The 18,742-nt window shown below is 42.4% G+C and carries 20 protein-coding genes and 9 tRNA genes; 10 read left to right on the top strand and 19 right to left on the bottom strand.

What is annotated here, in order from left to right; genetic code table 11:
- Position 1 precedes the first annotated feature (1 nt).
- The 7 genes from J1N51_RS00695 to hisG all read right to left on the bottom strand — a co-directional run bounded on the left by J1N51_RS00695 (position 2) and on the right by hisG (position 7,226).
- Entirely contained in the window at positions 2–1,156 is a 1,155-nt protein-coding gene (locus J1N51_RS00695; protein WP_208832101.1) for a hypothetical protein, read from the bottom strand.
- 151 nt (positions 1,157–1,307) lie between these two features.
- A complete protein-coding gene (gene hisA, locus J1N51_RS00700) occupies positions 1,308–2,066 on the bottom strand; it encodes a 1-(5-phosphoribosyl)-5-[(5-phosphoribosylamino)methylideneamino]imidazole-4-carboxamide isomerase (RefSeq protein WP_208832102.1) in 759 nt (252 codons plus the stop codon).
- A gap of 8 nt (positions 2,067–2,074) precedes the next feature.
- On the bottom strand, positions 2,075–2,707 hold the full coding sequence (hisH, locus tag J1N51_RS00705) for an imidazole glycerol phosphate synthase subunit HisH (RefSeq protein ID WP_208832103.1): 633 nt from the start codon (positions 2,705–2,707) through the stop codon (positions 2,075–2,077).
- Position 2,708: 1 nt separating this feature from the next.
- Positions 2,709–3,791: a bifunctional histidinol-phosphatase/imidazoleglycerol-phosphate dehydratase HisB gene (gene hisB / locus J1N51_RS00710; protein WP_208832104.1), complete on the bottom strand. Its 1,083-nt coding sequence runs from the start codon at positions 3,789–3,791 to the stop codon at positions 2,709–2,711.
- A 27-nt stretch (positions 3,792–3,818) separates the two neighbouring features.
- Positions 3,819–4,952, bottom strand: coding sequence for a histidinol-phosphate transaminase (hisC, locus tag J1N51_RS00715; protein ID WP_208832105.1), 1,134 nt, complete (start codon positions 4,950–4,952; stop codon positions 3,819–3,821).
- Positions 4,953–4,987: 35 nt separating this feature from the next.
- A complete protein-coding gene (hisD, locus tag J1N51_RS00720; protein WP_408635867.1) occupies positions 4,988–6,310 on the bottom strand; it encodes a histidinol dehydrogenase in 1,323 nt (440 codons plus the stop codon).
- A 16-nt stretch (positions 6,311–6,326) separates the two neighbouring features.
- The gene (gene hisG, locus J1N51_RS00725; RefSeq protein ID WP_208832106.1) at positions 6,327–7,226 is read right to left on the bottom strand and encodes an ATP phosphoribosyltransferase; all 900 of its coding nucleotides are present in this window, start codon (positions 7,224–7,226) and stop codon (positions 6,327–6,329) included.
- A gap of 365 nt (positions 7,227–7,591) precedes the next feature.
- On the opposite strand from hisG, the gene J1N51_RS00730 reads away from it, so the two are divergent.
- Entirely contained in the window at positions 7,592–7,870 is a 279-nt protein-coding gene (locus tag J1N51_RS00730; RefSeq protein WP_208832107.1) for a hypothetical protein, read from the top strand.
- 26 nt (positions 7,871–7,896) lie between these two features.
- Here J1N51_RS00730 and J1N51_RS00735 read toward each other — a convergent pair whose 3' ends face one another.
- From J1N51_RS00735 to J1N51_RS00760, 7 genes are all read right to left on the bottom strand, one after another.
- Positions 7,897–8,250, bottom strand: coding sequence for a hypothetical protein (locus J1N51_RS00735; protein WP_208832108.1), 354 nt, complete (start codon positions 8,248–8,250; stop codon positions 7,897–7,899).
- 68 nt (positions 8,251–8,318) lie between these two features.
- A complete protein-coding gene (locus J1N51_RS00740) occupies positions 8,319–8,849 on the bottom strand; it encodes a DUF805 domain-containing protein (protein WP_208832109.1) in 531 nt (176 codons plus the stop codon).
- Positions 8,850–8,983: 134 nt separating this feature from the next.
- Positions 8,984–9,115, bottom strand: a complete 132-nt coding sequence (locus J1N51_RS14765) for a hypothetical protein (protein ID WP_269802011.1) — start codon at positions 9,113–9,115, stop codon at positions 8,984–8,986.
- The gene (locus tag J1N51_RS00745; RefSeq protein WP_208832110.1) at positions 9,112–9,483 is read right to left on the bottom strand and encodes a hypothetical protein; all 372 of its coding nucleotides are present in this window, start codon (positions 9,481–9,483) and stop codon (positions 9,112–9,114) included. The genes J1N51_RS14765 and J1N51_RS00745 overlap by 4 nt, the downstream gene beginning before the upstream one ends.
- A 30-nt stretch (positions 9,484–9,513) precedes the next feature.
- Complete coding sequence (locus tag J1N51_RS00750; protein WP_208832111.1) at positions 9,514–10,953, bottom strand: serine hydrolase; 1,440 nt, start codon at positions 10,951–10,953, stop codon at positions 9,514–9,516.
- Positions 10,954–11,129: 176 nt separating this feature from the next.
- The gene (locus tag J1N51_RS00755; RefSeq protein WP_208832112.1) at positions 11,130–11,906 is read right to left on the bottom strand and encodes an SDR family NAD(P)-dependent oxidoreductase; all 777 of its coding nucleotides are present in this window, start codon (positions 11,904–11,906) and stop codon (positions 11,130–11,132) included.
- A 13-nt stretch (positions 11,907–11,919) separates the two neighbouring features.
- The gene (locus tag J1N51_RS00760; RefSeq protein ID WP_208832113.1) at positions 11,920–13,074 is read right to left on the bottom strand and encodes an acyl-CoA dehydrogenase family protein; all 1,155 of its coding nucleotides are present in this window, start codon (positions 13,072–13,074) and stop codon (positions 11,920–11,922) included.
- Positions 13,075–13,305: 231 nt separating this feature from the next.
- Between J1N51_RS00760 and J1N51_RS00765 the strand changes: the two genes are divergently transcribed.
- Entirely contained in the window at positions 13,306–14,241 is a 936-nt protein-coding gene (locus J1N51_RS00765) for an ATP-grasp domain-containing protein (RefSeq protein WP_208832114.1), read from the top strand.
- 180 nt (positions 14,242–14,421) lie between these two features.
- Here J1N51_RS00765 and J1N51_RS00770 read toward each other — a convergent pair.
- From J1N51_RS00770 to J1N51_RS00785, 4 genes are all read right to left on the bottom strand, one after another.
- A tRNA-Val gene (locus J1N51_RS00770) sits at positions 14,422–14,497 on the bottom strand.
- Between the two features lie 24 nt (positions 14,498–14,521).
- A tRNA-Val gene (locus J1N51_RS00775) sits at positions 14,522–14,597 on the bottom strand.
- Positions 14,598–14,637: 40 nt separating this feature from the next.
- Positions 14,638–14,713, bottom strand: a tRNA-Val gene (locus tag J1N51_RS00780).
- Between the two features lie 148 nt (positions 14,714–14,861).
- Positions 14,862–15,326 (bottom strand): EVE domain-containing protein, encoded by a 465-nt coding sequence (locus J1N51_RS00785; RefSeq protein WP_208832115.1) that lies wholly within the window; start codon positions 15,324–15,326, stop codon positions 14,862–14,864.
- A 69-nt stretch (positions 15,327–15,395) separates the two neighbouring features.
- On the opposite strand from J1N51_RS00785, the gene gltX reads away from it, so the two are divergent.
- The 8 genes from gltX (at position 15,396) to J1N51_RS00825 (ending at position 18,001) form a co-directional block, all read left to right on the top strand.
- Positions 15,396–16,814: a glutamate--tRNA ligase gene (gltX, locus tag J1N51_RS00790; RefSeq protein ID WP_208832116.1), complete on the top strand. Its 1,419-nt coding sequence runs from the start codon at positions 15,396–15,398 to the stop codon at positions 16,812–16,814.
- A 243-nt stretch (positions 16,815–17,057) separates the two neighbouring features.
- A tRNA-Ala gene (locus J1N51_RS00795) sits at positions 17,058–17,133 on the top strand.
- A gap of 26 nt (positions 17,134–17,159) precedes the next feature.
- Positions 17,160–17,235 (top strand) — tRNA-Glu (locus J1N51_RS00800).
- A gap of 32 nt (positions 17,236–17,267) precedes the next feature.
- A tRNA-Glu gene (locus J1N51_RS00805) sits at positions 17,268–17,343 on the top strand.
- A gap of 24 nt (positions 17,344–17,367) precedes the next feature.
- Positions 17,368–17,443: transfer RNA gene (locus J1N51_RS00810), tRNA-Glu, on the top strand.
- A 30-nt stretch (positions 17,444–17,473) separates the two neighbouring features.
- Positions 17,474–17,549, top strand: a tRNA-Glu gene (locus J1N51_RS00815).
- Positions 17,550–17,580: 31 nt separating this feature from the next.
- Positions 17,581–17,656 (top strand) — tRNA-Glu (locus tag J1N51_RS00820).
- Positions 17,657–17,770: 114 nt separating this feature from the next.
- Positions 17,771–18,001: a hypothetical protein gene (locus J1N51_RS00825; RefSeq protein WP_208832117.1), complete on the top strand. Its 231-nt coding sequence runs from the start codon at positions 17,771–17,773 to the stop codon at positions 17,999–18,001.
- A gap of 59 nt (positions 18,002–18,060) precedes the next feature.
- Here J1N51_RS00825 and J1N51_RS00830 read toward each other — a convergent pair whose 3' ends face one another.
- Complete coding sequence (locus J1N51_RS00830) at positions 18,061–18,726, bottom strand: arylesterase (protein WP_232842830.1); 666 nt, start codon at positions 18,724–18,726, stop codon at positions 18,061–18,063.
- Between the last annotated feature and the right edge of the window lie 16 nt (positions 18,727–18,742).

Below are 18,742 nucleotides of genomic sequence, written 5' to 3' on the forward strand. Positions count from 1 at the left end.
CCTATAGACTAGCTAGTTTACCGGCAAGAAGTTGCTCGCTGTTAGCCTTTACTGGCGCAGCGAGCGCTTTTTCTAAATATAACTTCGCGTCGTTGCGTTTGCCCAAAGAATAACTCGCCTTAGCTAACGCTAAATATACATCATCTAAATATCGCGCTTTGTCTTCTGCTCGCTTGAACAACTGAAGTGCACGTGAATATTCCTCTCGATCGTAAGCGTCATAACCTAATTGAAGCCATTGATATGGGTTGCTGTCCTTAATGTTGAGCAGCTTAGCGTCAACTTTAGCGAGCATTGCTTCATTTCCTTGTCGCTCAAGCAGCACTTTGTAGTTAGAAAGAAGGTTAATGGAGTCGGGAAAGTAGTTAAAACCATATTCATATAAGGCTAAGGCTTTTTGGGCGTAACCCAAGCGCTTCAATATAACCGCATGTTGGTTGATGTTTTCTGGGTTGTCTGGGGCTAATTCTAAGGCTTTACGAGAGTACGCATAGGCTTCAATCAGCTTATTTTCCGTTAGGTAAGTTGCGCTAAGATTACTGTAAAACAACGAATCAAAATGCGCCCATGTAATAGGCTCAGCAGGAATATCTGTATCTGCGCGGTAATAATCTATGTAGATATACTTGGTCCACGGCTCTATGGCATTGTCTGATAGGTTTTCTTTTGATTTAAATAGCACCGTCCTTATGTGTTGCGCGGTTATAATGATGTCATTGCTACGTGTATAAATAGGCGCTCTGATCACTTTTCTATGGAGGTAACGAACACCCGCGAGGCGTGCCAGGGCCGAGGTTAAAATAGCCAAAGAAACACAGTCTCCCGTTTTACTTGCCATTGCCTCAGACGCCGTTTTTGTCGTTCCTGAATAACTAAAGCTCTCCATGTACTCAGTTAAAAAGTTAGCAAGACGTTGATGATCATCTATGTGCTGTTTGGCTGGATCTTTAAAATAGGTCAGAAATTCTCTTTCTTGTTTTGGGGTGAGTTTATAAATTCGATTAGGAGAAATTGTTCGAGTAGAAAGGCCATCTACTTCCCATTCTGGAAGAGGGGGAAGCACTTCGCCTCGTGCATTTGTTTGCACATTTGAAGCACAGCCAGCGAGAAAAACAGAAAGGCAACATCCTAGAATTACAGATTTAAAAACAGTCATAACGCCTCCAGAGATGCCAGCACACCTAATTTGTATAACATTTAACCTACTCTTAAATATAGGTCGTTACAAGGCTTTATTCCAGATACTAAAAAGCCACCAACGGTTTGTATTCGTCGATGGCTTTGTACAATAAGTGCGTTAAAGCGTTTTAAGCGTAAAGTGCAATCGCGTCTTTTAACTCAAATTTTCCTTCGAGTAATGAGCGACCCAAGATCACACCACTAGGTGTTTCGTTGGCATCACCTGAGCCCAATAAATTAGGCTTTAGCTCTTCGATATCAGCTAAGCTACTGATACCACCTGATGCTTGCCAACTGATCTCTGGATATTCAGCTGCCAGTGATTTGTAAAGCGCTTGGTTTGGTCCCTGTAACGTACCGTCTTTACTGATGTCAGTACATAATACGTGCTTAAGGCCAACCGTTTGGAACTTGGCAACAATAGACTCCAAGGTAACGCCAGAGTCTTCTTGCCAACCGTGAGTCGCAATGAACTTTTGGCCCTGATCGTTAATATTTACGTCAAGGGCAAGGACGATTTTTTCGGCACCGTATTTTTCTACCCAAGACATAACGAGCTCAGGGTTAGAAACGGCCAATGAGCCAACGACAACACGACTTACACCAATTTCGAATAAATCGATAATGTCTTGTTCGGTACGTATACCACCGCCTGCTTGAAACTCCATAACGCCCAGTTCAACCATCTTACTGATAAGGCTAAGTTGGCGTTTTGATGTGTCTTTTGCACCTGTTAAATCAACGATGTGTAACCATTTGGCACCGGCTTCAGCGTATTCTTTGACAAGTTCGACAGGGTCGATTTTGTACTCGGTTTTTTGTCCGTAATCACCTTGATAAAGGCGAACCACCGAACCTTCAATTAAATCAATTGCTGGAATGATCATGGTATTTCCTATAATTCGACAAAATTCTTTAACAACTGTGCACCGGCTTTACCACTGCGCTCTGGGTGGAACTGCACCCCGTAAAAATTGTTGTGGTAAATTGCAGCTGAAAAACCCATTCCGTATTCACATTTGGCTAGTGTGTACTCTGATAGAGGAGCACAGAAGCTATGAACAAAATAGAAATGTGCACCTTCTTCGATGTTTTTAAATAATGGGTGAGGGTTATCTAACGTTACTTGGTTCCAACCCATGTGAGGTAAAACTAATTCGCCAACTTCCATGCGTTCGATTTGAGTTGGGATAAGGCCCAAACAATCTACTAAGTCCGTTTTAGACGCAACTAAGTGCGAACCTGGCTTTTCGTTTGAAGTATTTGCCATGAGTTGCATGCCTAAGCAAATGCCCAAAACAGGCTGAGTCAGTGATTGAATTACACCGACGAGATCTTTTTGGCGGATGCTATCCATAGCGGCAAACGCAGAACCAACACCCGGTAACAATACCTTATCTGCCGCTTTGATTACAGCAGGGTCATCAGACACAGTGACCTCAACACCCAGGCGCTCAAAAGCGCACTGGACAGAGTAAATATTGGCGCAACCTGTGTTTACAATGACGACTTTTGTAGTCTGTGTCATGTTACAAGGCTCCTTTTGTCGATGGTAATACATCGCCTTCTACTTTGATGGCCGCACGCAACGCTCGCCCAAACACTTTAAATAAGCTTTCTACTTGGTGATGTGCATTGCCCTTCGACGTGCTTAGGTGCAATGTTAGCCCCATAGATTGCGCAAGTGAGAAGAAGAAGTGCTCGACCATTTGGGTAGACATTTCACCGACACGAGCGTCGGTAAATTCAGCGTTGAATACTAAGTAAGGACGACCTGAGATATCGAGTGTCGCTTCGGCTTTACACTCGTCCATAGGCAATACAAAACCAAAACGGCCGATGCCGCGCTTGTCGCCTAACGCTTCTTTTAATGCTTGTCCTAACGCTAGTGCCGTATCTTCTACAGAGTGGTGATCATCGATGTGTAGGTCGCCATCGGTCGTTAAATCGAGATAAAAGCCACCGTGTGAGGCAATTTGGTCTAACATGTGGTCAAAAAAGCCAATGCCTGTCTGGATGTTTGATTTTTCTGTGCTGTCCAAATCAACAAATACTTTGATGTCTGTCTCTGACGTTGTACGACGTACTTCTGCTTGACGGCGGTTGTCTTTTTGCTCAGCTAAAAACTTTTCGATGGCTAGCCAGTTCATTTTATCTGGTGAGTATTGGATACCAACGATACCCATGTTTTCCGCAAGCTGAATATCGGTAATTCGATCACCAATCACATAAGAGTCAGTAAAGTCGATTTTACCGCCTTGCAGATAGTCCTTAACCAAACCAAGTTTGGGTTTGCGACAGCTACAGTCTTCGTGATCGAAGTGTGGACAAATCAACACGTCATCAAACTTGACGCCTTGTGATTCAAAAAATGCCATCATTTTGTCATGAGGCAAATCAAAGTCTGCCTGCGGGAACGAGTCAGTACCCAAGCCGTCTTGGTTTGACACCATTACTAATTTGTAACCTTTGGCTTGAAGGCGAGTTAAAACTGGCACCACCATAGGTTCAAATACGAGCTTTTCTAGTGTATCCAATTGCTTGTCTACTGCGGGCTCTTCTACCAAGGTGCCGTCACGATCAATAAATAAAATGGGTTGTTGTTTGCTCATAATAATTCTTCTGTATTTCCGTGGCGTTTAAGAGCCGGCTGTAAGGTTTTGATTAATTTGATTAAATAACTCGGTCACGGCGTTCATTTCAGATTCACTGCCGATGGTGACACGAATAGTATTGTTCAACATTAATTGCTTTGATTGATTGCGCAATAGGATATGTGCATCGACAAAGGTTTGCATGACAGAGGTCGCATCTAATTGTTCGTTCAACTTAATTAACACAAAGTTAGTTTTAGATGGATAAACTGTTTCTGCCAGTGCCCACTGTGAGGCTTTGGCAATAAAACTATCACGGCGTTGATTAAGCTCGGTAACCTTATCCTTCATCCACGCTAAGCCGTCTTGTGAAAGGGCTTGCGTAGCCATTTGTGCTACCGGAGCTGGAATAGGGTAAGGGGCGATGACTTTTTTCAAAGCGTCAATAATGTCGCTTGAAGCAAGGGTAAAGCCACAACGAAGACCGGCAAGTGCAAATGCTTTTGACAGTGTGCGCAAAATAACGAGGTTGTTATATTTAGCTAATAAGTCCGTGACATTAGCGTCGTAACAAAACTCAATATATGCTTCGTCTGCAACTACAATGGCTTGGTTCTGAAGCGAGTCTAAAACTGTTTCTAAATCAGTCTTGCTCATCAGATCACCGGTTGGGTTGTTCGGTGAGCAAATAAATACGATCTGAGCGTTTTGTGCCTGATTTAATACCATATCCACATCAAGTTGCATGTCTTGCTTTAATGGTGCCTTTAAAACGTTAACGTTTGCCGTCTCCGCTGAGATAGCGTACATGCCGTAAGTCGGAGGACAAATAACGATATTTTGGCCCGGAGCACAAAAGGTCCTAATTAAAAGCTCAATACCTTCGTCAGCGCCTCGAGTTGCTAGCACTTGTGAAGGCTTTACGTTTGCGTATTGTGCGTATGCATTAATAAGTGGCTCAGGCTGAAAGTCTGGGTAGCGGTTGTACAAACTAGGATCCGCAGATACATCAGGGCTATATGGGTTTTCATTGGCGTTTAACCAAAGTGTGCCAGTACCATCGATGTCATCAGAACTCGACATACTGAACAGCCTACGAGCAGACTCGTAAGGAGCCAATGCTTTTAGCTCTTCGCGGATCAATTTATCGACCAGGGGATTAGAATTGACGTTTGACATAATAAAGTCGTTTCCTTGTTCTCGAGTTCGGATTATTAGCTAGATTTATCGTTGTTTCGCAAAGCATCAAGTCGCAAACCGACGGCGTTTTTGTGCGCGTCCAAACGCTCAGCTGCTGCTAAAGTCATGATTGCCGGACCAATGGCTTGAATACCAGCCGGCGTCAACTCTTGAACCGTAAACTTGCGCGTAAAGTCACCCAAATTTAGCGAACTCAACGTCTTTGAATAGCCATAGGTTGGCAATACGTGGTTAGTACCACTTGCATAATCGCCCGCACTCTCAGGTGTGTAAGCCCCTAAGAAAATTGACGCAGCGTTATCCAATGAATTTAGCCAATCACGCGCATTATTAAACTGCACGATTAAATGTTCAGGTGCGTATTCATTACTCACTTCAACAGCTTGCTCTAGAGTTTCGGTCAAAATAAAGCGACTATTTGCTAGGGCCTTTTTGGCTATGTCAGCACGAGGTAGAATACTTAATTGTGTTTCAATAGCGGTTTTTGTTGCACTGATTAATTCTTCAGAATCAGACACCAAAATAACCTGAGAGTCAGGGCCGTGTTCAGCTTGAGACAATAAATCTGCGGCAACAAAAGCCGGATTTGCGTTACTATCAGCCAAAACCAAAACTTCTGATGGTCCAGCTGGCATATCAATCGCAGCACCGTTTGGATCTTGAGCTACTTGCTGTTTAGCTTCGGTCACAAAGCTGTTGCCTGGGCCGTAAATTTTATTTACAGGAGCGATGGACTCAGTGCCAAAGGCTAGGGCGGCAATCGCTTGTGCGCCACCAGTTCGATAAATTTCAGTAATTCCACAAAGCTTAGCGGCATAGAGAATCTCTGGTGTAATACCACCTTCGTTACCAGGCGTCGTATCAGGCGGAGTACAAAGCACTACTCGTTTACACCCGGCAATTTGCGCTGGTACACCTAACATCAATACCGTTGATGGCAATGGCGCACTGCCACCAGGAATATACAAACCAACGTCGCTTATAGCTTTAGTTTTGAGTTCACATACGACACCAGGCGTTGTCTCAACAGTGATGTCGCTTTGCACTTGTGCTTCGTGAAAACGTTTAATTTGGCCATATGCTAATTCAATGGCTGCTTTTTCCGCTTCACCAATCGTAGCAATAATTGCTTTCGCTTGCTGCTGAGGCAATGCTACTTGTTCTAGCTTGAGGCCATCAAACTGCTCCGTTAAAGAGAGCAGTGCGGCATCACCTTCAGTTTTTACTCGCTCTATGATCGCAGAGACAGTATCGGCAAGACCTTTTTTGTTGGTCATTGCCGGTCTAGCTAATGCCTCGCGCTGTAGCTCTGGGGTTAATTGTTGCCAAATAATCACGTTAAAAACCTCGCAATTAGCCCATCATTTTTTCGATAGGCATAACTAAAATCGAACTACAACCTAACTCTTTAAGCTGTTCCATTGTCTCCCAAAATAGGTTTTCTGGGCTTACAACGTGAATTGCGGCTAGTTCACTGTTTTCAGACAGAGGTAATACGGTTGGATCTTCAGCTCCAGGCAATAATCGTTTAACTTCTTCGAGTTTTGAAATTGGTGCGTGTAGCATTATGTACTTTGACTCTTTTGCCTGCATGACACCATTGATACGAGGAATTAGGGTATTGATCAATTCCTGCTTTTCTTGGCTAAGCTCCTTAGCTTGTTGAATTAATACGGCTTTAGAAACGAAGATCTCGGTCGCTTCTTCAAGGCCGTTAGCCTCTAGCGTTGCACCTGTCGAAACAAGGTCACAAATTGCTTCGGCGATGCCTGCACGCGGAGCAACCTCTACTGAACCTGTGAGCATGACAGGCTGAGCATTGATGTTATTTTCGTTTAAAAAGCGCTTAAGAAGGTAAGGGTAGGTCGTTGCAATCTTTGTATTTTGTAAAGACTCTAGACCTTGGTAATTAAACTCATTAGGTACTGCAATCGATAAACGACATCCACCGTACTCTAAGCGTTTAAGCGTTTTGTATTCGGCTGGCTCTCCTGCTGCTTGGCGCTCAAGCATTTTTTCTTCTAGCTCATTTTCTCCAATAAAACCTAGATCTGCGATACCGTCCATAACTAGACCTGGAATATCATCATCGCGCACAAGTAACAAATCAATGGGTAGGTTAGTTGAGTGAGCAATCAACAAACGGTCGCGAATAGAGAGTTTTACGCCGATGGCTTTTAATAGCTTAATCGATTCGTTGCTTAAGCGGCCTTTCTTTTGTACCGCAATGCGAAGTCTGTTTTTGTCAGTCATGTTCATTCCTAAAAATAAATTTTAAACCCTAATACGAAAAAACCCCGGAGGTTATATAAGACCTCCGGGGTTCACAAATTCGTGCTTGGAGGACTTACAATAGCCTCCAGCGAAATTAGCCGAAAACTATTTCGTTGGTACGTGATGATGCTTCCAAGATTTTGATACGTATGTCGTGTTCATTTGTTTTCTAAAGTTAAGTTGCTAATTTCAAAATTGATGCGCTTAACCTAAACCCTGTTCGAAATAAAATCAACCTTCAACTTATAACTATCTGTGAAAAATATTAAACAATTTGCATAACGGTCGATAACTGGTTAATAATTGTACTAATTGATAAAGGATAGTCATAAGGAGGGCTGATCATGGTAGATATTTTGTATAACGCAATTCAACGGCCGATAGCAAACGAGCCAGACAAAAGAGACATATACCACGTTGATAGAACACATAAAGATGCGGGTGTTAAGCGTATTGATGAAGATGACCCAAACCAGCACGGTAAGGGCCAACAAGCATTTCAACAAGAGCAAGAAGAAACGGAAAAGCCAGTTACAAACGAAGCTGACCTAACACCTAAAAAGAAAGGCAAAGGCGCTTATGTTGATGAAAAGGGCAACAAACGCTTGGATTTTTATGTGTAACAACCATTATGGCGTACTCTTCTAGTTTACTCTTTGCTAATTGCTGTTCCTTCACACACCATGGCCGCCCAACAGTTATTAATTAGTGGGGCACCATTACAGCTAACCTCTTTCACAGCAATGGCGTTTAATGAAGCTGCTTTAATAATAAGCGTATCTAGCGCTTTCTTTTCATCACCGTATAAACGCGTACCTGGTTGACCTGAGCAGTCCGCAGCACTAATTTTTGCAATTTCTTGGTGTTGATAATCTGGTTGTTGGCCAATTTTGTAGACTTTGATAGATGAAAGCTTACGGCTTTGCTCTGCCGTAAGGGTTGGTGCTCCAGCAACACATCCACTTAAAGTGATAACCGAGAGAAGAGTGACAAATAATTTCATTTTTAATCCTTTAATAAATATTTTTGTGTGAGTTTAAGGTTTTCCAAGACACAAAAGCAATATTGAACTTAGTCTGATGTTTTCAGTGTAGGAAAAGTAAGTAAATAAAGTAGCAAGATAACTCCCGCAACAGGTACTAGAATCATCAGTTGCCACCAAGGGCTGAGCCCGGCGTCTCGTAGTCGTTTGGTACTCGTTGAAAGCCAAGGAAGAAACAATACTAGCGATGTGATTTGAAATAACAACGGGCCAGTCGTCAAACTAATTAACTTAGCCAATGCCAATGTCAGTATGATGAATAACGCAAACCAAAAAAAGTGCTCTCTTGCAATTGTACCGCTGAAGTCATAACAATTTATAACACTGCGTTTAATAACATTAACGGGGTAGTCGAGTGCCTCTTTCTCCTCAGTTAATAGATACGAGCTAGGTACTTCGAAAGCACTTGCCAGTGCTCTAAGAGATTCATTAGAGGCTTTACCTCCTTTCTCTAGCCGTTGAATAGTACGAATATTCAGACCTGCGATTGTGGCTAATTGGTCTTGCGACCAATTTTTATCGATTCTGAGTTTATGTAATTTATCCTGGTTGATATACATGTTCGATTCCATAAAGCCTAACTTTTCTAAATTATCGTACACAGTCCATTTGTTTGAGTAGGACACGATTACGTCATTGTTACGACTTAAATAAGACAAGTGATACTAAGGATTATATTTTTGTTTCACAGCGACTAGCCAGACTTCTTTCTTAACTGCTTAACGATTTTTTCTGAAATCAGTACGACAGTAGACCGCCAGTTTACGTCAAAACCCGCCATATATACGCCAGCAAACGTCGTTACTGTGTTTGATATGGGTGTCATTGATCATTTAGGTTGTGACCCAAGTCGATATAAGCGACTAAATAACCGTATTCCTTATCTGTAATTAGATCTTTATTATGCATCGATTTGGCTAATTCAAAGCTCCAGATTTGTCCCTTTGGAGCCTCGGGTACAGATAAATCTAATGCTAAAAGACGTTGATCGACAACGGTGTGACCTTGTTTTACAGCTTGTTTGGCACAGTAACTAAGAACATATTCAACAGCGTACTTATCAACACTGGGCTGCCAGCTGTATTCGGTTTCACAGGCAAATTTAGTTTCACCTCTGGCATTTATATATTCTAGCTTACCTGTTGAGCATCCAACGAGGGTAGTGGCTATTAAAGTAGTTATGAATAGCTTCAAGTAAGCACCTATCGTTCTTTTTGTTTTATGTTATTGACCAGATACATCGAAAGTATTTTCGGTGCCAGGTTTATCAAGGGGGCGATGACCATAGTTGTTTTTAACATAGTCACTGTTAAAGTCTGCTTTTAGTGCGAGTGACTTGGTAAAAGTGCGTTTGGCTTTTTCAGTATCACCCTTTGATAAATAAGCAAAGGCTAAGCTGTCATAAACTTGCGGTGCTTTCGGAAATAAGGATACTAAATACTCAAACACATCAAAGGCCGAATCCCATGATTGTGTTTTGAGCAACTCCATACCAAGTTCATTCAGCGTTCTACCAATGAAACGGTCATAGCCATTGTCTTTGTAAGCTTTTTGAAATTGATTTTTGAATTTGACGCGACCTTGGTTTTGATAAAAGTCATAGGCAAAGTTTTTTTCAAGTTGTCTAACTGGTGCGTATTTGCCGGTTTTGATGAAGGATAAAATACGACCAGAAATGCGCTCTGCGATAAGATTGTCACTGTTGGCCAAAACTACCACTTGGTAACCCATGGTTAAGTCCACTTCGACCGCTGAACTTATTCCACGCCCACCGCCATATGAACCCCAGTGTGGGCCATCCATCGCAAATGACTGACGGTTCAATGCCAATGTATTGGTCAGTAGGGTATTTGAATAAAATAGGGCGCGGTAAAACTTGTGAAGGTCGGTTACGTTTGATTCCAATCCTCCGTCGGGACCTGGATGCTCGTTAACGCCAACATATTGTAATGAGCTATCGTAAAGGTAGGTGTAACGAGTAGATTGATGCTGGTGGTCGTGAATTGGGGTCAGCGTAGTAGAAGACATTTTTGCACGGTCAAAAATATTCTCTTGTAAAAGGCGCCCAAAGGGTTTACCTGATACCTTTTCTAGAATGATACCAAGAACAACATACCCATAATTTGAGTAATTGCGCTCAGTGCCGGGTACAAACAAAAGTGGGTGATCAATCAATAACGCTAGCTTTTTCTCTAGAGTGTCAAAAACCATCGGGTTTTGTCGATATTCAGCAACAAATATATCTCTAAGCCCCGATCTGTGGTCGAGCAAGTGCTGGATCGTAATATGTTGTGCGTCGTCTTGTTGAAAGCCTAAATCAAATTGACTCAACTTGTCTTCTAGAGAGAGTTTGCCTAATTCAACCTGCTGTAAAATAAGCACTTTGGTAAAGTCTTTCATGATGGAGCCAAGATTGAAGCGAGTTTGTATGCTATTGGGAATCGCTTGATTCATGTTTTGGTAACCATAGGCTGCAGAAAACACTTCATTGTTATCTTTGGTGATTAAGATACTGCCTGAAAACCAGCCTAGTTGGTGATACTGAGAAGCAATATCTTGAGCTGTATTTATAATGTCTTGTTGATTTGGAACAGAACTTTGGGCATGGGCCACTTTGTTAAAAGAAACGTACAAACAAGTTAGCAGTAGAATAAAGCGAAGCATAGTTTCGACACTCCTTTGTCAAAGCGTTGCAATGGTTATATTGCAAACCTTGATTATTTGCAAGTCAGGGTTATTTGCAATTGAATCTCGACTGCTGAGCAGAAGTAGATAAGAAATTCAGTAAACAAAAGCAGAGTATGTTTATTACACACTCCGCCCTTAAGTACTCTTAAAAACTATCGAGGTTGCATTCTGATCGCGCCATCCAAACGAATAGTTTCGCCGTTGATGTAAGCGTTACTAGCGATATGGCCAACGAGGTCAGCAAATTCTTTAGGTAAACCCATACGTTTAGGAAATTGAATGTTTGCTACTAGGCTTTCTTGAACGTTCTCTGGCATGCCAAGTAACATAGGTGTGCCCATAATACCTGGAGCAACCGCATTTACACGGATACCTGTCTTAGCTAAGTCGCGTGCCATCGGCAGGCTTAATGCAATTATACCGCCCTTACTTGCTGCATATGCGGATTGGCCCATTTGACCTTCGTATCCGGCAACAGAAGCAGTATTGATTATTACACCGCGCTCTAAGGCCTCACCCATAGGCTCGTTTTTTGCCATTTGCTCGGCGACTTTAGAAGCTACGTTAAAGCTACCAATTAAGTTGATATTGATTGCTGTACTGAATTTACTCAGCGGCATTGCATTGCCTTCTCGGTCGAGTACCTTAGCGGCTGGAGCTATGCCTGCACAGTTAACCAAAATGTGAATGGCTCCAAATTGCGCCATCACTTGGTCTACTGCTGAAGCAACGCTTTCTTCATTTGTCACATCAACCGTTTGAAAGAGAGTTTTATCAGCGCCTAATTCTGCAACAAGTGAGTTGCCTGCTTCTTCATTTAAGTCAAAGATAGCAACTTTAACACCTTGTGCTACAAGTCCATCAACCGTGGCTCGACCCAAACCCGAGGCACCACCTGTAACGACGGCTACTTTATTATTTAATTCCATGATTATGACCCTGTTATAGTTCTTTTAATAATTCGCGAGCAATGACAATTTTTTGAACCTCGCTCGTACCTTCATAAATCGTAGTGATCCTTACATCACGCGCCATTCGCTCGACAGGATATTCACTGATGTAACCGTAACCACCTAACATTTGAATCGCATCGTAACAAGCCTCGTTGGCTTTTTCGGTAGCAAATAGCTTAGCCATGGAAGCTTGTTTAGCAAATGGTAAACCTTGTTCTTTAAGTGATGCTGCTTGCATCAATAACAAACGAGCCGCCTCTAAATCAGTGTAACGCTCGGCAAGTTTCCATTGTAAACCTTGAAAGTTAATTAATGGCTGACCAAATTGCTCACGTTCAGCTAGGTATTGACGGGCATAATCCATTGCAGCTTCAGCGATACCTAATGCTAGTGAGCCAATCCCAATGCGCCCACCTGCTAATTCTGTGACTGCTACTTTAAACCCTTCGTTCTCATTGCCCATTAGAGCCGTAGCCGGAATACGGCAGTCTTCAAACCGCACCTCATTGGTGGCTGACGCTTTTTGTCCCATTTTGTGCTCGGCTGGGGAGATGATTAAACCAGGTGTGCCATTTTCAACTAAAAAGCACGAAATGCCTTTGCCTTTCTTGGCGTTTTTGTCGGTGACAGCCCAAACCACAAACACGCCCGCGTATTCAGCGCTGGTAATAAACATTTTGCTGCCGTTTAAAATATATTCATCGCCATCGCGTACTGCAGTAGTTTTCATACCGGCTGGGTCACTACCTGCACCTGCTTCAGTTAAACAAAAGCCGGCTGCTGGATATTCACCTGAACAAATTTTTGGCAGGTAATGTTGTTTTTGACTCTCGTTACCAACCGCTTGAATCACCTCTGCAACCATATTGGTCACTGAAGTGGTGACGGCTGTTGATGCGCAGCCTTTGGCTAATTCTCTTATCGCTAATGAAAAAGCGACGGGGCCAACTTCGCTACCGCCATAATCAGCGTCTGCGTTGAGTCCCATAAAACCCAGCTCGGCTAACTGCTTAAGGTTGCGTAACAAAATCTCACGGTTGCCGGTTTTATCAAGTTCGGCTGCGTTAGGTGCCAGTTCGTTTTCAGCAAACTGTCTTGCTGTATCCTGAATGAGCTGTTGCTCTTCGGTCAAAGAAAAATTCATTTATTTCTGTGTCCTACGTAATGTGTAGCCCTGTTGAGGCAATATTCTTTTTGTCGTCGACATTCGTTTGTAATAGGGATGTCGCAGTAGGCTAATGTGCCTTAATTTGTTGTAAATTCAAAATCACACCGTAATAAAGGCGGGGTGTGGATGTAATATAATTTTTACTGTGTAATTAAGGGCGTGATAAAATACCACTTCGCTCATTGATAAAGGGGATAAGGCGAGTTTATGTCTAAGATTTATGTATTACACGAGAATAACGAGTGGACTGTGCATTTGGAGCGCCGTTTACAAGAGTTAGGACTGCCTTATGAAATGTGGCATTTAGATCAAGGAACTGTGGATCTTTCTGCGATCCCTCCAGAAGGTGTATTTTACAATCGTATTAGCGCCTCCTCTCATACTCGCGATCACCGTTTTGCCCCAGAGTTTACTGAAGCGGTATTAGCATGGTTAGAACGTCATGGACGAACCGTAATTAATGGTAGTCGTGCATTGCGCTTAGAAGTGAGTAAAGCCAATCAATACATGGCGTTAAATGCCGCAGGTATTCCGACTCCCAAAACGATTGCTGCGTTAGGCAAAGCGCAACTTATTGAAGCGGCGCGAAGCTTGAACATGACACCATTTATCACCAAACACAATCGAGCAGGTAAAGGGCAGGGTGTATACCTGTTTGACTCGGTTGAAGAGTTAGAAACTTACGTTAATAGTACCGGCTTTGACGAGCCTGTTGATGGCATCACTCTTGTGCAACAGTACATCAAAGCTCCTGAGCCTTATATTGTCAGACATGAGTTTATTGGCGGTAAATTTATCTATGGTGTGAAAGTGGATACGTCCAAAGGTTTCGAGCTTTGCCCAGCGGATGTTTGTTCTATTGAAGATCAGTTTTGTCCGACCAACTCAAGTGCACCAACACAAGGTGTAGGGCCGAAGTTTGAAATCCTAAAAGATTATAAGCCTGACTTTATCGAGATGATGGAAGCGTTTTTGGCTGACAACAATATTCAGGTTGCTGGTATTGAGGTCATTACAGATGATGCTGGCCGCTATTATGCTTATGACGTAAACACAAATACTAACTACAATTCAGATGCAGAAGCGATCGCTCAGCAGTTTGGGATGTTAGAGTTGGCTAAATATTTGGGCGGCTTGTTGTAATACAGACACGTTAATTTCTAGAAATAGTTAAAGAAGAGATCTCGTTTGCAGATCTCTTTTTTTATTTTTTTATACGAAAATTTGCATACAAAAAATCATCAGCAGTATCAACTCTGATTCAGAAATCGAATTTATTTAAGATGTTGTTTTGAAATCTATAAAGAGAGGATAAGTAGAAAGTGGTGGGCGGTACTGGGCTCGAACCAGTGACCCTCGCCTTGTAAGGGCGATGCTCTCCCAACTGAGCTAACCGCCCACTTTCTAGAGGAGATGTTTTGATTGGTGGGCGGTACTGGGCTCGAACCAGTGACCCTCGCCTTGTAAGGGCGATGCTCTCCCAACTGAGCTAACCGCCCAATCAAAACTATCTAACAAAACTGGAACACTTAAAGTAAGTGGTGGGCGGTACTGGGCTCGAACCAGTGACCCTCGCCTTGTAAGGGCGATGCTCTCCCAACTGAGCTAACCGCCCAGCTTTGTTAACTTGAACCCCGTTGCTGCTCAAGTGGGGCGTATTATAGGGTGCCCTGATTTAGAGTCAACACTAATTTTTAAAAAATATGACCTTTCGGTTAAAACTCAAACAAAGTGTCCAAAAAACGCCTTTTTTGATTGAAATATCAACTGATTTTTATCAGCTGTGAGATAAATTTCCATTCTTTTTCTGTTACAGGTTGAATAGAAAGACGTCCTTGTTTTACCAAAACCATTTCTGCTAACTCTGGTAGTGATTTAATCTTAGACAACGACAAAAAGGATTTTGCGTGTTGGTCGTACTTCAAATCTACAGAAAACCATTTTGGCTGGTCAGGATGTGATTTTGGATCGTGATATTTACTCTCTGGATCAAATTGCAATGGATCTGGATAGGGTGCAGAAACCACCTTAGCGGAACCAGCTACACCTACATTTTTACAACTAGAGTGATAAAACAACACCAGGTCACCTTCTTTTATTTGATCGCGGATTAGGTTTCTTGCTTGATAGTTGCGAATTCCATCCCAGCGACCAGTCTGATTTGGCTCCGCTTTTAAGTCATCGATGCTATATTCATCAGGTTCTGATTTAAATAACCAATATTGCATTTTAAGTCCCTCACGTTTTTCTATAGAATAGCGTGCAATTAATACTGATAACACTAAATGGAAAGATAAATGAGCGTTGTTACTCGTTTTGCCCCAAGTCCAACGGGCTATTTACACGTAGGTGGTGCACGTACTGCACTATATTCATGGTTATACGCTAAGCGTCATAACGGCAAATTCATTTTACGTATAGAAGATACCGATTTAGAACGCTCAACTCCAGAAGCTGTGCAAGCTATTTTAGATGGCATGTCATGGTTAGGTATGGAAGGCGATGGTGAAGTGTTCTATCAAACAAAGCGTTTTGATACTTACAAAAAATATGTTCAACAATTGTTAGACGATGGCAAAGCGTATAAATGCTATTGTTCTAAGGAACGTTTAGAGACTCTTCGCGAAGAACAAGAGAAAAATGGCGAGCGTACAAAGTACGATGGCAAATGTCGTGATTTGTCTGCTGCCGAGCAGCCAGCTGATGCACCTTATGTAATCCGATTTAAAAACCCTTTAGATGGTGCCGTTGAATTTAAAGATGCGATCCGCGGAGACATGAGTATCGCAAACGAAGAAATGGATGATTTGATCATTCAACGTACAGACGGTACACCAACTTATAACTTCTGTGTGGTGATTGACGATTGGGAAATGGGTATGACCCACGTTATTCGTGGTGAAGATCACTTATTGAACACGCCTCGTCAAATTAACATCTTCAAAGCACTGGGTGCTGAAGTACCTCAGTATGCTCACTGCTCGATGATTTTGGGTGACGATGGTAAAAAGCTATCTAAGCGTCACGGTGCTGTAAGTGTTATGCAATACCGCGATGATGGTTACTTACCTCAAGCTGTTATTAATTATTTGGTTCGTTTGGGTTGGTCACATGGCGATCAAGAGATCTTTACTCAACAAGAATTATTCGATTTATTCGATATCAATGATATTAATAACTCTGCGTCTGCGTTTAACACTGAAAAGTTAAACTGGATGAACCAACAATATATGAAGCTATTACCAGCTGAAGAAGTAGCAAAACACTTAGTTTGGCACTTCGAACAAGCGGGTATTGATGTTACAAATGGTCCTAAATTAGAAGCTATCGTTGAAATTCAGGCTGAAAGGGTCAAAACATTAAAAGAAATGGCTGAGATCAGTACATATTTCTATCAAGATTTTGAAAGCCTAGATGAAAAAGCGGCGAAAAAACATTTGCGCCCGGTCGCTAAAGAGCCATTGCAAGTTGTTCGTCAAAAACTAGCGGACGTAGCGACTTGGCAAGGTGCTGATATCCAAGCGGCCATCAATGCAACAGCTGAAGAGCTGGAAGTTGGCATGGGTAAAGTTGGTATGCCTTTACGTGTAGCAGCTACGGGTAGCGGTAATTCACCATCTCTAGATGTAACGTTAGAACTTTTACCTAAAGAAAAAGTACTAAGCCGTATTGATAATGCTATTGCGTTTATTGAAGAACGAGAAGCAGGGCAGTAGGGCACATTTAGTTTATTGTTAATTAAACTAAAATAACTAAAGCCGAAGTTTTCTTCGGCTTTTTTATTGGAACTTGATGGTTTTTTATCAAAGTTTGTTTATTTTTGACCATTGTGTAAAAAAAATGACCAAACAACCTAAACTTGGGTATTTTTCTTTAAATAATGGTTGACGAAAATAAAGTGAGTGCATAGAATGCGCCCCGCAGTTGAGGCAAACAGCCACTCTGTTGAGACACCTTGAGGGGCTATAGCTCAGCTGGGAGAGCGCTACACTGGCAGTGTAGAGGTCAGCGGTTCGATCCCGCTTAGCTCCACCATCTTGTCTCAATTTATAAGTCTTAGTGCTCCCATCGTCTAGAGGCCTAGGACACCGCCCTTTCACGGCGGTAACAGGGGTTCGAATCCCCTTGGGAGTACCACTTATAAAACTGCAATAATTTTAAATGTCCTTGCTCCCATCGTCTAGAGGCCTAGGACACCGCCCTTTCACGGCGGTAACAGGGGTTCGAATCCCCTTGGGAGTACCATTTAAAATAACTTGATTGTCCTGTGCTCCCATCGTCTAGAGGCCTAGGACACCGCCCTTTCACGGCGGTAACAGGGGTTCGAATCCCCTTGGGAGTACCATCAATCAAACGTTTAGATTTAAGTCTTAGTGCTCCCATCGTCTAGAGGCCTAGGACACCGCCCTTTCACGGCGGTAACAGGGGTTCGAATCCCCTTGGGAGTACCACTTAAATTCAAATATCTACAAAGTTCTTAGTGCTCCCATCGTCTAGAGGCCTAGGACACCGCCCTTTCACGGCGGTAACAGGGGTTCGAATCCCCTTGGGAGTACCAACTTTCTCTCCACACAATCATCTCGATTACAAAATTAACATTTTATTTCTACGTTATTATTAGATTTTGAATTAGTTTATTGACTCTCTTTGTCATCAAATAATGAGTTTAACTATGAAGAAGTTATATTTATTGTCTTTTGTTGTGCTTTTAAGTGGCTGTTCTATTTTTGCAGAAGTAGCGCTACAAGGTGCTTTGGAAAATCGTAACAACAGCACGATAAAGTCTGACCTTCGCTGTTATTCGCTGCGAGCCAGCTGTCAAGCACCTGATTATTACAGTGAATGGTACACGCCTGAAGGTGAATTGATGTGCCAATGTGAGTATTACGAGGAATGGAACTAAGCTCAAAGAATACTACAGGCGACACAATTTATTCTGTCGCCTAGGTCGCGAGATAAAAGTTATTCGCTGACCAAACCTTCGATTACGCTTTTCATTTCATCGCGAATAATAATTTGCGCACTCACGTTTGGGTGAATGCCATCTCGCATCATGTAATTGGGGTTAGTAGCGACTTTTTCCATGAAAAAAGGCAACAAAGGAATGTCAAATCGCTTTGCTAATTTGCCATAAGTCCCTTCAAACATACTTGTATAACGCTTGCCGTAATTAGGTGGGATCCTGACTTGCATTAGTGCGACGTTTACTTCACTCGCTTGAGCAGCCTTGATCATTTGGGTTAGATTTGAATTTAGGGTATTAATTGGAAACCCGCGCAAGCCATCGTTGCCGCCTAATTCGATAATAATCCAGTCATCTTTATCTAAGTTGTGGCGCTTTAGCACTTGTTCGATACGGGCTACACCACCACCGGTTGTTTCGCCACTGATGCTCTCATTGATCAACTTAATAGGAGTGTTTTCTGTAACAAAAGTTTGCTGCAACAAATAAGGCCAGCTTTGTTCGGTCTTCATACCATACCCCGCGCTGACGCTATCACCATACATCACGACTTTGGTTTCTGCGTGCGCTAGACTCATCGAAAAGCATAAAAACAACGTAATAGTTATAAACAGTGAGCTTGTCATATTTAACAAGTTTCTTTTAGTATGTAAAAACAATGCCATGGTAGGACCTTAACTA

Source organism: Psychrosphaera ytuae (genome assembly GCF_017638545.1).
GTDB classification, from domain to species: domain Bacteria; phylum Pseudomonadota; class Gammaproteobacteria; order Enterobacterales; family Alteromonadaceae; genus Psychrosphaera; species Psychrosphaera ytuae.